This window comes from Streptomyces sp. NPDC037271 (genome assembly GCF_055603605.1).
Window position 1 is genome coordinate 72,912 of record NZ_JBVJVN010000015.1, and the last position, 13,603, is coordinate 86,514.

A 13,603-nucleotide genomic window follows, 5' to 3' on the forward strand; every position below is an offset into this window, starting at 1 on the left:
TTCACCGTCCCTCCGGCCGCAGCCGCAGGCCCTGCATCCCGCCGTCCACCGCGAGCGCGGTGCCCGTCACCGAAGCGGCGGCCGGGCTTGCCAGGTACACGATGGCCGCGGCGACCTCCTCGGCGGTGACCAGCCGGCCCATGGGCTGACGGGCGTCGAGCGCGGCCCGCTCGGCGACCGGGTCCGCCGCCCGGTCGAGGAGGCGTGCGACCCAGGGGGTGTCCGCCGTACCCGGGTTGACACAGTTGACGCGTATGCCCTCCCGGACGTGGTCCGCCGCCATGGCCAGGGTCAGGGACAGGACCGCGCCCTTGCTCGTGCTGTACAGGGCGCGCTGCGGGAGCCCGGCCGTGGCCGCGATCGAGCAGGTGTTCACGACGGCGGCGTGCGCGGAGGCACGCAGGTGGGGGAGGGCGGCGCGAGTGGTGCGGACCATTCCGAGGACGTTCACGTCGAGGACCCGGTGCCACTCGGCGTCGTCGTGGTCCTCGACCGTTCCCACCGCTCCGATGCCGGCGTTGTTGACCAGGATGTCGATGCCCCCGAGGTCCTCGGCGGCGGCGTCGACGGCGGACCGTACGGAGGCGTCGTCGGACACGTCCGAGAGGTACCCGCGCAGGGGCTTGTCGACGCTCGACGGATCGAGGTCCAGCACGGCTACGCCGGCGCCGCGGGCGGCCAGCAGACCGGCGGTGGCCCTGCCGATGCCGGACGCGCCGCCGGTCACCAGGGCTTTGAGTCCGGACAGTTCGCTCATCGGTTCGTCCTCTCCTGCGGTTCGGCGAGGTCGTTGGCGTCGTCGACCCAGAAGGTGCCGTGCGGGTAGCGGTAGGCGGCGATCGACGCGGCGCGCATCTGCGAGGAGAAGCCGGGCGCGGTGGGCGCCACGTAGTGCCCGTTCGCGAGGGTGACGGGGTCCTCGAAGTGCTCGTGCAGGTGGTCCACGTACTCGATCACGCGGTCCTCGGTCGTACCGGTCAGCGCCACGAAGTCGAACATCGACAGGTGGCGTACCAGCTCGCACAGGCCGACGCCGCCGGCGTGCGGGCAGACCGGGACGCCGTACTTGGCGGCGAGCAGCAGGATCGCCAGGTTCTCGTTGACGCCGCCCACCCGGGCCGCGTCGATCTGCAGGACGTCGATCGCCTCGGCCTGCAGCAGCTGCTTGAAGACGATGCGGTTCTGGACGTGCTCACCGGTGGCGACCTTGACCGGGGCGACTCCCTTGCGCACGGCCGCGTGCCCGAGGACGTCGTCGGGGCTGGTGGGCTCCTCGATCCAGTACGGGGCGTATGCGGCCAGCGCGTTGGTCCACTCCACGGCCTCGGCGACGTTCCATCGCTGATTGGCGTCGACGGCGATCCTGACGTCGGGGCCGACGGCCGCGCGCGCCGCCCGCATCCTGCGGACGTCGTCGGTGAGGTCGGCCCCTACCTTCAGCTTGATCTGGGTGAAGCCGTCCGCGAGCGCCTGTTCGGCGAGCCGGACCAGCTTCTCGTCGGAGTAGCCGAGCCAGCCGGGAGAGGTGGTGTACGCCGGGTAGCCGGACGCCAGGAGCCGGGCCTCGCGCCCGGTGGCGCCGTCCTTGCCCCTCCGGAGCAGCGCCACGGCCTCCTCGCGGGTGAGGGCGTCCTCGATGTAACGGAAGTCCACCTGGTCCGCGAGCCATTCCGGTTCGGCGTCGGTAAGGAGCTTCCACACCGGCTTCCCCGCGCGCTTGGCCGCCAGGTCCCACACCGCGTTGACGACGGCGCCGATCGCCATGTGCATCACGCCCTTCTCCGGGCCCAGCCAGCGCAGCTGGCTGTCGCCGACCAGGGCCCGGCAGACCGACCCGGGATCGGCGCACACCGCCTCGACGGACAGGCCCACGACGTGATCGCGCAGCGCCGTGATCGCCACGGCCTGCACGTCGTTTCCGCGTCCGATGGTGAAGGCGAACGCGTGGCCCTCCAGCCCGTCACCCGCGTCGGTCCGCAGGATCACGTACGCGGCCGAGTAGTCGGGGTCGGGGTTCATCGCGTCGGAGCCGTCGAGCTCGCGTGAGGTGGGGAAACGGATGTCGATCACGTCGACTTCGGTGATGCGCGCCGCGGTCATGGTCGCTTCCCCACTGGAATCAAATAGGATCCTGTCGCTCTGATGGTGTGGCAGGTCCGATCGCCTCGTCAAGACCTGCGTCTCGACCGACCGCTTGGGGGCTGCTCGGACTACCCGCGTCACAAGGCGGTGGATCCCATAGGATTTCGCGCGCCGGATGCCGTCACCCGTGCTCGGCTCAGTCGAGAAGGCCGGCGACCAGTGCGGCGAACTCGTCCGGGGTGGCCAGGCGGATGCCGAGCTGTTCGGCCTTGGCCTGCTTGGAACCGGCCCCCTCGCCGGCGACGACGAGCGTCGTCTTCTTCGAGACGCTGGAGGAGGAGCGCCCGCCGGCCCGTTCGATGAGTTCGTTCATCTCGTTGCGCGAGAGCTTCTCCAGACTTCCGGTCATCGCGCCGGTCACCACGACTCTCATTCCCGCCAGCGGACCGCCCTCCACCGCCGCCACGGGCGTATCTTCGCCTTCGCCTTCGCCTTCGGCACCGGTGGCCGGGGGCGGTGTGGCACCGGGCTCGGTCATGTTGACGCCGGCGGCGGCGAGCTTGTCGATGAGCGGGGCGAGTTCGGCGATCTCCGCGACGATCGAGGGAGCCTTCTCCGACCCGATGCCCTCGACCTGCTGCATCGCGTCGGCGTCGGCGGCGCGTATGCGGTCCATGGTGGCGAAGTAGCGGGCGATGCGCCGGGACATGGACCGGCCGGTGCCCCGGACGCCGAGCGCGCACAGCACCCGTGACAGGGGCTGCTCCTTGGCCCTGGCGATGGCGGCGAGCAGGTTGTCGGTGCTGGTCTCACCCATCCGCTCCAGGCCGAGCAACTCCTCGCGCCGGAGGGTGAACAGGTCGGCGAGGTCGGCGGTGAGACCGGCCTCGACGAGCTGGACGACACGCGTGGTGCCCAGGCCCTCGATGTCCAACTGGTCACGGCCCGCAGCGTAGGCGAGAGAGGCGACCAGATGGCAGTTGCGGCCCTGCGCGCAGCGCCAGCGTTCCTCGCTCGTGTCGATGTCCGACCCGCAGCGCGGACACAGCTCGGGGAAGACGATCGGCTGCTCCTCTCCCGTGCGCAGGTGGGCGACCGGGGCCTCGACGCGGGGGATGACGTCGCCCGCGCGGTGGACCATGACGGGGTCGCCCAGCCGCAGACCGCGACGGGTGATGTCGGCCGGATTGTGCAGGGTGGCGTAGGTGATCGTGGAGCCGTCTATGACCACCGGTTCCAGCACACCGCGCGGGGCGATGATGCCGGTGCGGCCGACGTTCCACTCCACCTCCAGCAGCCGGGTGATCTTCTCCACGGCAGGCAGCTTGTAGGCGATCGCCCACCGAGGTGCCCGGGACCCCGATCCGGCGGCCCGCCGGTCGTCGGCGAGGTCCGCCTTCACGACGATGCCGTCGATGCCGAACGGCAGTTCGGCGCGCAGGGCGGCGATCTCCCGCACCCGGGCCACGACCTGTTCCGGCGTCTCGACGACGACGTCCGGCACCGCCGTCGCGGCGCTGGTGTGCACACCGAGCCCGGCCGCCGTCGACATCAGTTCGCTGTGGGGGAGTTGCTCCAGTCGCCCGGCGAGCGCCGCATCGGTCTCGGGCAGGGGCAGCATGCCGTACCCGAAGAACGTCATCGGGACCGTGTAGGCGCGCTCCCTCGCCCGCAGTGTGCCCGCGGCCGCGTTGCGCGGGTTGGCGAACGGCTGCCCGCCATGACCTGTCCGCACCTCGTTGGCGTGCTCGAACTGGGCCGTCGTCATGAGGATCTCGCCGCGCATCTCCACGGTGACCGGCTCGGCCAGCGTCTCGGGCAGCCCCTCGACGGTGCCGATGGCATGCGACACGTCCTCCCCGGCCGTGCCGTCCCCGCGAGTGATCAGCCGGGTGAGGCGGCCATCGCTGTAGCGGGCGGCTACCGCGAGCCCGTCCAGCTTGGGACCCACGCAGAACCGGGTGACCTCCCGGTCCAGACGCCGGGCCAGGGACGCCGTCCAGGCGGTGAACTCCTCCGGCGAGAACACGTTGTCGAGGCTGAGCATCGGCACCGTATGCGGAACGTCACCCTCGGCGGCGCCGCCGGCGACCTTCCCGGTGGGGGAGTCGGGCAGCACCGCGTCGGGGTGCTCGGCCTCCCACGCCGCGATTCCTCTCGCCAGCCGGTCGTAGGCGTCGTCGTCCAGTGGCGAGGAGCCGCCCGCGTAGTAGGCGGCCGCCGCACGCGCGGCGTCCTCGACCGCCTGTGCGTAGGCGGCGGCGTCCACGATCACTGCTGCAGAAGTCGTCATGGGTGCATCTTGCCGCCCACCACTGACAATCGGTCCGGGCACCGGCCTGCCGCATCGTGAGACGACGCCGGGTGGGGGAATGGCCGGAAGCAGTACGTCGTTGACACCTGTCATGCCCGCATCCTCCGTACGGCCCGCAGCATCCCGCATGCCGCTCGCCGTCTACATCCTCGGCCTCTCCGTCTTCGCGCTCGGCACGAGTGAGTTCATGCTCTCCGGACTGCTGCCGCCCATCGCCGACGACATGGCCGTGTCGATCCCGCAAGCAGGTTGGCTGATATCCGCGTTCGCGATCGGCATGGTGGTCGGCGCGCCCCTGCTCGCGGTCGCGACCCTGCGGCTGCCGCGGAAGATCACGCTGGTCGCGCTGATCTCGGTCTTCGGCCTCGGCCAGTTCGCGGGGGCGCTGGCGACGACGTACGAGCTGCTGTTCGTCTCGCGGGTCGTGAGTGCCCTGGCGTGCGCCGGTTTCTGGGCAGTGGGCGCCGCCGTCGCGATCGCGATGGTGCCGAAGACCTCACGCGCCCGTGCGATGGCCGTGATGATCGGCGGTCTGTCGATCGCCAACGTCCTCGGCGTCCCGGTGGGCGCGTTCCTCGGCGAGCACCTGGGATGGCGGTCCGCGTTCTGGGCGGTCGGCGCGGCGTCCGTCGTCGCGCTCGTGGGAGTCGTGACCCTGATCCCGCGTATCCCGGTGCCCGAGCGGCGGCCCCGGCTGAAGGGCGAGCTGGCGATCTACCGCGACCGTCAGGTGTGGCTGTCCATCGTCGTGACCGCGCTCGCGGCCGGCGGCGTGTTCTGCGCCTTCTCCTACCTCGCGCCACTGCTCACCGATGTGGCCGGGCTGGCGGACGGCTGGGTGCCGACGGTGCTGGCGCTGTTCGGCATCGGTGCGCTGATCGGCACGACGATCGGGGGCCGGGTCGCCGACGCGCACCTGTTCGGCGTGCTGCTCTCCGGCATCACCGCCTCGACCGTGCTGCTGGCCGCGCTGGCGCTGTTCGCGTCGAGCCCCGCGGCCGTGATCGCCCTTTCGCTGCTGCTCGGCGTCTCCGCCTTCTACACCGCGCCGGCGCTCAACGCGCGCATGTTCAACGTCGCCGGCGCCGCGCCCACCCTCGCGGGCGCGACGGCGACCGCCGCGTTCAACCTGGGCAACACCGGCGGCCCCTGGCTCGGCGGCACGGTGATCGACGCGGGTCTCGGCTACGCCGCCACCGCCTGGGCGGGCGGAGCGATGACTCTGGTCGCGATCGCCTTCGTCGCCGTCTCGCTGCGGCTGCACAGCCGGTCGCGCATCGTGATGGGCTCCATGGCCGCCGAGCCGGCGGGCGCGGAGACCCAGCGGGTGTGATCCCTGCCGGAGCGCGGAAGCGTCACGTATGACCGCCGGCAGGGCGGGGTCGTAGCACAGAGGTAGTGCGCCGCGACAGCATCTCGGAGGACGCCGGTTCGAATCCGGCCGCCCCGCCCCCTTCTCGACCGCACGGTCACTGCGGTCGCACGTGCTCGGTGACCGGACCGGACTCACGCGCTCGGTGGCCGCGCCTAACGCCCCCGCTCGCCGTGCGACGCCCGGATCACCACCCGCGCCGGTCCCACTCCGCACCCGGTGGGACTCCGAGTGGCGTCAGCGGCGGGCGTTCCGGGCTCCGTGCAGGATGCGCAGGAGTCCGATCTCCGCGACGTTCTTGGTCAGTTCGACGTTGACCCAGCCCGCGACGTCCGCCAGGGACATGCCCGAGCCCCAGGGCAGGGTGGCGGTCCTCTCCGTGGAATCGAGTTCGGCGTCGGTGAGGCCGTCCAGCCGCGCCCGCCACTGCTGGTGCAGTCCGCGCAGCCACTCCACGGCGCCTTCGGCGGTGCCCGGCCAGAAGACCTCCTCGTGCTCCGACGGCGCCGGGTCCTGGAAGCAGTGGCGGAGTGTGGCAGTCCACCAGTAGCCGATGTGCCAGGTGACCCATCCGATGGTGAGCGCCGGCACCGGGTCGGGCTCCGGCACCTGGAAGTCGGCGACCCACCGTCCCTGCTCGTCCGGCCGGACGGTCCAGTGGTACGGGCCGGGCGCCCACAGGCACTGGGCATCGTCCAGACCGTCGGCGTGGTACTCGAACAGGGCCCAGACGACGTCGAGCTGACGGAGCAGCAGATCGGTCCGGGGTGTACTCATCCTCGGTGTGCCCTTTCCTCCCCGTGGCCTCGGGGCACGGACCACGCGTTGCGCCCCCGGACCACCGTACCTGTCGGTGTCGCCCACCCGCCGTGACATTCAGGACCGCACGGCAGACGTCGACGGGCGACAGGCCGGCCATCCGCACCGGTATCCGCATCCATGAGAGAACCCGCCCCGTTCCCGCGCCCCTGGACGGTCCCGCCGAGGTCCGCCGGGTGCGACGCCGGTGACCTGCTGACCTGCGTCGGCTGCCTGTGGCAACGAAGTGCGGCGTACATCCATCTCCGTCCCCTACACCCGGGGGAGAGGAGCACGGCGGCTCACTACACCCACTGGAGTACGCCAGTCCAGACCCAGGGTCGGATCACATGCCTCAGACCCCGGGTGAGTATGGAAGCGCACCCCGGTCAGCGTCTCCGCCTTCCCCCATGTGCCGGGTCTTCGTCCTGCCAGTAACCCGAAGGATTGGTCCCAGGTGGCTACGTTCCTCTATCGACTCGGCCGACGCGCGTTCCGGCGCCGCGGCCTCGTCGCCCTGCTCTGGGTGGCCATACTCGTGGGCGCCGGTGTCGCCGCGTCCACGGCACCCGCCCCGCCCGAAGACTCCTTCTCCATGCCCGGCACCGAGTCCCAGAAGGCATTCGACCTGCTCGACGAGCGCTTCCCGGCCGCCAGTGCCGAGGGTGCCACCGCACGCGTCGTGATCCGCGCCCCCGACGGCGGGAAGATCTCCGACCCGGCCGGCAAGGCCCAGGTCGAGGAACTGGTGACGGCCCTCGGTGACGGCCCGCAGGTCGCCTCGGTGGCCGACCCGTTCGAGGCGGACGCCGTCAGCGAGGACGGTACGACCGCGTACGCCTCCGTGACGTACAAGGTCAACGCCATGGAGTTGACCGACCAGGCCCGTGACTCGCTCGTCGCCGCCACCGACGACGCGCGCAGCGACGGATTCACCGTCGAGACCGGCGGTGACGCGGTCGTGGCCGAGCAGGAGATAGGCGGCACCGCCGAGCTGATCGGCATCGGCGTCGCCGCGATCGTGCTCCTGCTGACCTTCGGCTCGCTCGTCGCGGCCGGCATGCCCCTGCTCTCGGCGATCATCGGTGTCGGCATCGGCATCTCCGCCATCGGGGCGCTCGGCAGCACGCTCGAACTCTCCGCCACGACCTCCACCCTCGCCATGATGATCGGCCTCGCGGTCGCCATCGACTACGCCCTGTTCATCGTCTCCCGCTACCGCGCGGAGATCGCCGAGGGCCGCACCCCGGAGGACGCCGCGGGACGCGCGGTCGGCACCGCGGGCTCCGCGGTCGTCTTCGCGGGACTCACCGTCATCGTCGCCCTGGCGGGCCTCGCGGTGGTCAACATCCCGATCCTCACCAAGATGGGCCTCGCCGCGGCGGCCACGGTCGGCATCGCCGTGCTCATCGCGCTCACCCTCACCCCGGCACTGCTCGGCTTCGCCGGCAGGAAGGCGCTCAGCCGCAAGGACCGCAAGGCGCCCGCCGGACAGCAGAACGCGTCGGCCAGGCCGAAGCTCGGCACCCGCTGGGCCCGGTTCGTGCTGCGGCGCCCGGTGACCGTGCTGCTGACCGCGGTGCTCGGCCTCGGTGCCGTCGCGGTGCCGGCCGCGAGCATGGAGCTGGGCCTGCCCGACGAGGGCAGCTCCGCACCCGACACCACGCAGCGCAAGGCCTACGACATGCTGTCCGAGTCCTTCGGCGCCGGGTTCAACGGCCCGCTGATGGTCACCATCGACACCCGCGACGCGGACGACGCGAAGGCCGCCGCCGACACCGTCGGCAAGGAGATCACGGGCCTCGGCGAGGCCGCCGCCGTCACCCCGGCGAACTTCAACGAGGCGGGCGACACCGCCGTCCTCACGGTCGTACCCAAGACGGGGCCGAGCGAGGCGGCCACCGAGTCGCTGGTGGAGGACATCCGCTCGCTCTCCGGTGACATCAGGGCCGAGACGGGCGCGACCATGCTGGTCACCGGCGCGACCGCGATGACCATCGACTTCTCGCAGACCCTGGACGACGCGCTCATCCCGTATCTGGCCCTGGTCGTCGGCCTGGCCTTCCTGCTCCTGATGCTGGTCTTCCGCTCGATCCTCGTCCCGCTCAAGGCGGCCCTGGGCTTCCTGCTCTCGGTGGCCGCGGCGCTCGGCGCGGTGGTCGCGGTGTTCCAGTGGGGCTGGCTCGCCGACCTCTTCGGGGTGGCCCAGCCGGGCCCGATCATGTCGATGATGCCCATCTTCATGATCGGCGTGGTCTTCGGCCTGGCCATGGACTACGAGGTCTTCCTCGTGACGCGCATGCGTGAGGCGTACGTCCACGGATCGTCCGCCGCCGACTCCGTCACCACGGGATTCACCCACGGCGGCCGGGTCGTCGCGGCGGCCGCGGTCATCATGATCAGCGTCTTCTCCGGCTTCATCCTGGAGGACGACAGCATGATCAAGATGATGGGCTTCGGCCTCGCGATCGCGGTCCTCTTCGACGCCTTCGTGGTCCGTATGGCCATCGTGCCGGCCGTGCTGGCCCTGCTCGGCACCAAGGCCTGGTGGCTGCCCAAGTGGCTGGACCGACTGCTGCCGAACGTCGACGTCGAGGGCGAGAAGCTCCACAAGGAGCTCGGCGACACCACCGCGCCCGCCGGATCCCCCCGCGAGCCGGAGACGGCCGGAGTCTGACACCCACCTGTACGGCCCCGGTGACCTGGATCCCAGGCCACCGGGGCCTTCGCGTGCCGTGGGCGTCTCCCCCGTGCGGGGGAGACGCTCCCCGCCTGCGGGGGATCTGCCGCGACTCTTCGGCGGCTGTACTGGAGCGGTCGGCAGGAGACGGACGGACGCCGGCCGTGCCGGGGCACAGCCCGCTGCGGCCGGGCTGGGGAGGGAGACCAGGATGAGTGTCTGGAGAAAACGCCTGCTGAAGGCGGCGGTCATGGGGGTGCTGTCCCTCGCGGTCGTGCCCGCGGCGCCGGGCACGACGACCGCTCGGGCGGCAGCCGTGACGGCGGGCGACGAGGGGGGCGGGCAGCGGCAGGGTGACGTACTCGACGCGCTGCGGGCGCTGCCCGGGCTCAGGGTCGTCGAGGAACGGCCGGGGGCCGAACCGGGATACCGGTTCTTCGTCCTCGGCCTGCGCCAGCCCGTCGACCACACCGATCCATCGGCCGGCACCTTCGAGCAGCGCCTCACCCTGCTCCACAAGTCGACGGACCGCCCCACGGTGCTCTTCACCACGGGGTACGAGGTACCGCTGTCGCCGCGACGGGCCGAGCCGACCGTGCTCCTCGACGGCAACCAGATAGGCGTCGAGCACCGCTTCTTCGGCACCTCGCGCCCGGCGACCGTCGACTGGTCCCACCAGACCGTCCGCCAGGCCGCCGAGGACCACCACCGTGTGGTGTCGCTGTTCCGCGGGCTCTACCGCGGTGCCTGGATCTCGACGGGCGGCAGCAAAGGCGGCATGGCATCCGTCTACCACCGCCGCTTCCACCCCGATGACGTGGACGGCACCGTCGCGTACTCCGCGCCGAACAACGTCGACGACCGCGAGGACTCCGCCTACCTGCGGTTCCTCGACACCGTCGGCTCCGCCTCCTGCCGCGACGCCCTCGAGACGGTGCAGCGGCAGGCCCTCCTGCGCCGCGAGGAGATGGTCGACCGCTACGAAGCATGGGCGGCGTCCACCGGCAGCACCTTCCGCATCGTCGGCAGCGCCGACAAGGCCTTCGAAACGGCCGTGCTGCGCGCCCCGTTGATGTTCTGGCAGAACCGGGGCGCCTCCCACTGCCCCGACGTCCCCGCGCCGGACGCGACGACCGAGGAAATCTACCGCTGGCTGGACGCCACCGCGCTGCTCTCCGCCTACTCCGACCCGGTCCTGGAGGAGCACGTCCCGTACTTCTACCAACTCGGGACCCAGCTCGGGTACTTCGACGTCCAGACCGCCCATCTGGTCGGCCTCCTGCGTCACCCGGACGCCGTCGAGCCCCGCAACTTCGTCCCCCGGGACATCCCGATGCGCTTCGACCGCCGTGCGATGCCCGACATCGACCGCTGGGTCCGCCGGCACGGCAGCCGCCTCCTCTTCGTCAACGGAGACCAGGACCCGGCCGTCGCCGAGCACTTCCGCGTCGGCCCCGGCACCCGCGACTCCCGCGTCCACTGGGCGCCCGGTGTCAACCACCACGTCGGCATCGCGGACCTTCCGCCCACCGCCCGAGCCGACGCCACGGCCGCCCTCCGCCGGTGGGCCGGTGACCCGGCCCACGCAGCGGGCTGACAGGAGACGAGATCCTCAGAGGTCCCGGGCGGCGTCGGCCGGCGCTTCGCCGAGGCTGCTGTCGGTCAGCCGAGCGTGGTACCGCAGTGGCGTGCCGCAGGGGAGTTGGAAGCGCTCGGGGTCAGCGGGGGCAGCCCCGCTCCCACGCCGGCCGCGGTGCCGGGGCCCGCGGCGCGGTCGCCCAACACGGTGGACTCCACAGGAGTCCGACCGCGCCCCGCCCGTGCCCGCCTCCCTCCCCGGAGACGGGCACGGGCGCGTCCTACCCGAACGCCTCCTTCCTGAGGACATCGAGGAGGCCCGGAACGCCTTCCGTGGTGCGGACGTCGACGAACGTGCGCAGATGGCGCCCGGACAAGTCACCCACCGCGTGGCGCAGCAGCGCGTTCGCGAGATCGGCGCGTGCGGTGTACCGGCCGGGCAGGCGCGTCTCGGCCACGTGGTAGTCGCTCACGACCGAGGCGTCGAAGAGCCCGGCGGGGCGGATCACGGTCCAGTCGCGGTCGGTGCCGGCGAGCAGGGCCTCCATGCGCCGCATGTCGTCGTAGACCGTGCGGCCCAGGAAGCCGGTGATGAGGGGTTCCAGCACTTTGCGGAAGAGCAGTGACTCGCCCGGAGCGGGCACGCCGAAGAGCACGGTGGAGGTCACACAGACCAGGCGCCGTACGCCGTGCCGCGTCATGGCCTTCACGATGTGGGTGGCACCGTCCGAATAGACCGTCACGGGGGCGCGGCCGTAGGGCGCCCCGAGCGTGGAGACCACCGCCTCCTGTCCCGCTACGGCGCGTGCGACGGCGTCCGGGTCGCGTACGTCCGCGCGCACCACGTGCAGCAGTGGATCGCTCAGCGGGAACGCGCCGGGCCGGCGCGTCACGGCGGTGACGCTGTGGCCCTCAGCGAGGGCCTGCTCGGTGGCCAGCCGTCCCGTGGGCCCGTTCGCCCCGAAGATCACGAGTTTCATGCGGCTCTCCGTCCAGATCGGTGATCGGTGGTGCCGGCGTACCGGCTTCGCTGTTCCTGCACCGTTCAAGAGGCGGCGGGGAGACCGAATGTGACACGGGCGATCCGGGGAGGGGCAGGGAACTGTCTCCGGCCGGATGTCACACTCCGCGGGGCGTTCGCATCTTAGGGAGGAGTGGCCGAACCAGGAGGTGTGCCATGCGGGAGGGGCCCGAGGACGTGGCGGCGGACGGCACGGTGGACGCGGCGACGCAGGTGTTCGTCGACCATCGCGAGCTGCTGTTCTCCGTCGTCTACAACATGCTCGGGAGTGTCGCGGACACCGAGGACGTACTCCAGGATTCCTGGCTGTCGTGGGCGGACAGGAGGCGTCGCTCCCCGCAGGCGGCCATCGGCAATCCGCGGGCGTACCTCGTGCGCGTGGCGGTCAACCACGCGCTCGCCCGGCGGGCCGGCATCCGGCGGCGCCGCGAGACCTACGTGGGGCCGTGGCTGCCCGAACCGCTCGTCACCGAGGACGTCGCCGACGCGGCCGATCAGGCGTTGCGTACCGAGTCGGTGTCGATGGCGCTCCTCGTGGTGCTGGAATCCCTCAGTCCACTGGAGCGGGCGGTGTTCGTCCTCCACGAGGTGTTCGGATACGCGCACCCGGAGATCGCCGACATCCTCGACCGCACCCCGGCCGCCGTGCGTCAGCTCTCCCACCGGGCCCGCGCGCACGTCCGGGCCCGACGTCCCCGCTTCCGTACGCGCCCGCACCTCCAGCAGCAGGTGACCGAGCGCTTCGTGGCCGCGGCACTCGGGGGTGACCTGGCCACGCTCATGGAGATCCTGGCCCCCGACGTCACGCTGTGGACGGACGGCGGCGGCAAGGCACGTGCGGCCCTGCGGCCCGTTCACGGACGCGACAAGGTGGCACGCACGCTGGCCGGCTTCGCCTCCCGGCCGCCGGAAGGCCTGGACGTGCGGTTCCGCAGCGTGAACGGCGACCCCGCCGCGGTGGTCTTCACCGGCGATTCCCCGTACGCCGTCATGGTCGTGGACCTGCCTTGGGAAGGCGGCCAGGTCTCCGGCATCTACCTCGTCACGAACCCCGACAAGTTCTCCGGGCTTCGGGAGGAAGTCAGGGACCGACGGAAACCGAGCCCCCGGCGTCGGCCTCTCCCGCCGGTCTGAACTCCACGGCGACGACGCCGTCGACGCGGCGGCAGTGTTCTTCCAGCGCGGGGACGGACACGTGGTCGGGGAGCCGGCCGCTGAGGACGACATGTCCGTGCGTCACATCCACCTGCACCGACGAGGGAGCCAGACCCAGGGCGTTGACCAGGGCCTCTTCGATGATCTCGGTTCGGATCGCCCGGTCCGTGCGCAGGAAGACCCGCAGCAGGTCGCTTCTGCTGACGACCCCGATCAGCCGCCCCGCTTCGTCGACGACCAGGAGCCGCTTGATGCCGTGCCGGGCCATCACACGGGCGGCGTCGACGACGCTCCAGCTCTCGCGGGCGCAGACCGCGGGGGAGGTCATGAGGCCCGCCGCGTCCGTGGCGGACGCCTTGCCACCGTCCGGCCGGGACCGCTCCTCGTACGCGGGGGAACGGTCGGAATCCGTGCCCCACATCTTCTGCAGGAGGTCCGCCTCGGACACCACCCCCACGGGACGGTTCTCCTCGTCCACGACGGGCACCGCCGTGATGTCGTACTCCTGCAGCAGGTGTGCGATCTCCTTGAACGGTGTGCCGCGCTGGACGCGGACCACGGCGTCGCTCATCAGATCGCACACCTTCTGGTGCTTCATTAAGG

At 71.6% G+C, this 13,603-nt stretch carries 10 protein-coding genes and 1 tRNA gene; 5 read left to right on the plus strand and 6 right to left on the minus strand.

The window, feature by feature from the left end:
• Window position 1: 1 nt before the first annotated feature.
• The 3 genes from ACZ7G3_RS24130 to ligA all read right to left on the minus strand — a co-directional run bounded on the left by ACZ7G3_RS24130 (window position 2) and on the right by ligA (window position 4,375).
• Window positions 2-757, minus strand: coding sequence for an SDR family NAD(P)-dependent oxidoreductase (locus ACZ7G3_RS24130; protein ID WP_470928197.1), 756 nt, complete (start codon window positions 755-757; stop codon window positions 2-4).
• Window positions 754-2,100, minus strand: a complete 1,347-nt coding sequence (locus tag ACZ7G3_RS24135; RefSeq protein WP_470928198.1) for an enolase C-terminal domain-like protein — start codon at window positions 2,098-2,100, stop codon at window positions 754-756. The genes ACZ7G3_RS24130 and ACZ7G3_RS24135 overlap by 4 nt, the downstream gene beginning before the upstream one ends.
• A 178-nt stretch (window positions 2,101-2,278) precedes the next feature.
• On the minus strand, window positions 2,279-4,375 hold the full coding sequence (ligA, locus tag ACZ7G3_RS24140; RefSeq protein ID WP_470928199.1) for an NAD-dependent DNA ligase LigA: 2,097 nt from the start codon (window positions 4,373-4,375) through the stop codon (window positions 2,279-2,281).
• 148 nt (window positions 4,376-4,523) lie between these two features.
• On the opposite strand from ligA, the gene ACZ7G3_RS24145 reads away from it, so the two are divergent.
• On the plus strand, window positions 4,524-5,729 hold the full coding sequence (locus ACZ7G3_RS24145; RefSeq protein ID WP_470928263.1) for a Cmx/CmrA family chloramphenicol efflux MFS transporter: 1,206 nt from the start codon (window positions 4,524-4,526) through the stop codon (window positions 5,727-5,729).
• Window positions 5,730-5,772: 43 nt separating this feature from the next.
• Window positions 5,773-5,847 (plus strand) — tRNA-Leu (locus ACZ7G3_RS24150).
• A gap of 158 nt (window positions 5,848-6,005) precedes the next feature.
• On the opposite strand, the gene ACZ7G3_RS24155 is transcribed toward ACZ7G3_RS24150, so the two are convergent.
• Window positions 6,006-6,545 (minus strand): DinB family protein, encoded by a 540-nt coding sequence (locus ACZ7G3_RS24155; RefSeq protein WP_470928200.1) that lies wholly within the window; start codon window positions 6,543-6,545, stop codon window positions 6,006-6,008.
• Between the two features lie 478 nt (window positions 6,546-7,023).
• Between ACZ7G3_RS24155 and ACZ7G3_RS24160 the strand changes: the two genes are divergently transcribed.
• Together ACZ7G3_RS24160 and ACZ7G3_RS24165 are read left to right on the plus strand one after the other, a co-directional pair.
• Window positions 7,024-9,243, plus strand: coding sequence for an MMPL family transporter (locus ACZ7G3_RS24160; protein WP_426599054.1), 2,220 nt, complete (start codon window positions 7,024-7,026; stop codon window positions 9,241-9,243).
• Between the two features lie 214 nt (window positions 9,244-9,457).
• Window positions 9,458-10,843, plus strand: a complete 1,386-nt coding sequence (locus ACZ7G3_RS24165) for a S28 family serine protease (protein ID WP_470928201.1) — start codon at window positions 9,458-9,460, stop codon at window positions 10,841-10,843.
• Between the two features lie 262 nt (window positions 10,844-11,105).
• Here the strand turns inward: ACZ7G3_RS24165 and ACZ7G3_RS24170 are convergent, their stop codons facing one another.
• Window positions 11,106-11,804 carry an NAD(P)-dependent oxidoreductase gene (locus ACZ7G3_RS24170; RefSeq protein WP_470928202.1) on the minus strand — a complete coding sequence of 233 codons (699 nt, stop codon included), beginning with the start codon at window positions 11,802-11,804 and terminating at the stop codon, window positions 11,106-11,108.
• Window positions 11,805-12,001: 197 nt separating this feature from the next.
• Here ACZ7G3_RS24170 and ACZ7G3_RS24175 point away from each other — a divergent pair, with 197 nt between their 5' ends.
• Entirely contained in the window at window positions 12,002-12,979 is a 978-nt protein-coding gene (locus ACZ7G3_RS24175; RefSeq protein ID WP_470928203.1) for an RNA polymerase sigma-70 factor, read from the plus strand.
• Here the strand turns inward: ACZ7G3_RS24175 and ACZ7G3_RS24180 are convergent.
• Window positions 12,927-13,598 carry a CBS domain-containing protein gene (locus ACZ7G3_RS24180; RefSeq protein ID WP_426599058.1) on the minus strand — a complete coding sequence of 224 codons (672 nt, stop codon included), beginning with the start codon at window positions 13,596-13,598 and terminating at the stop codon, window positions 12,927-12,929. The genes ACZ7G3_RS24175 and ACZ7G3_RS24180 overlap by 53 nt on opposite strands.
• Window positions 13,599-13,603 lie beyond the last annotated feature (5 nt).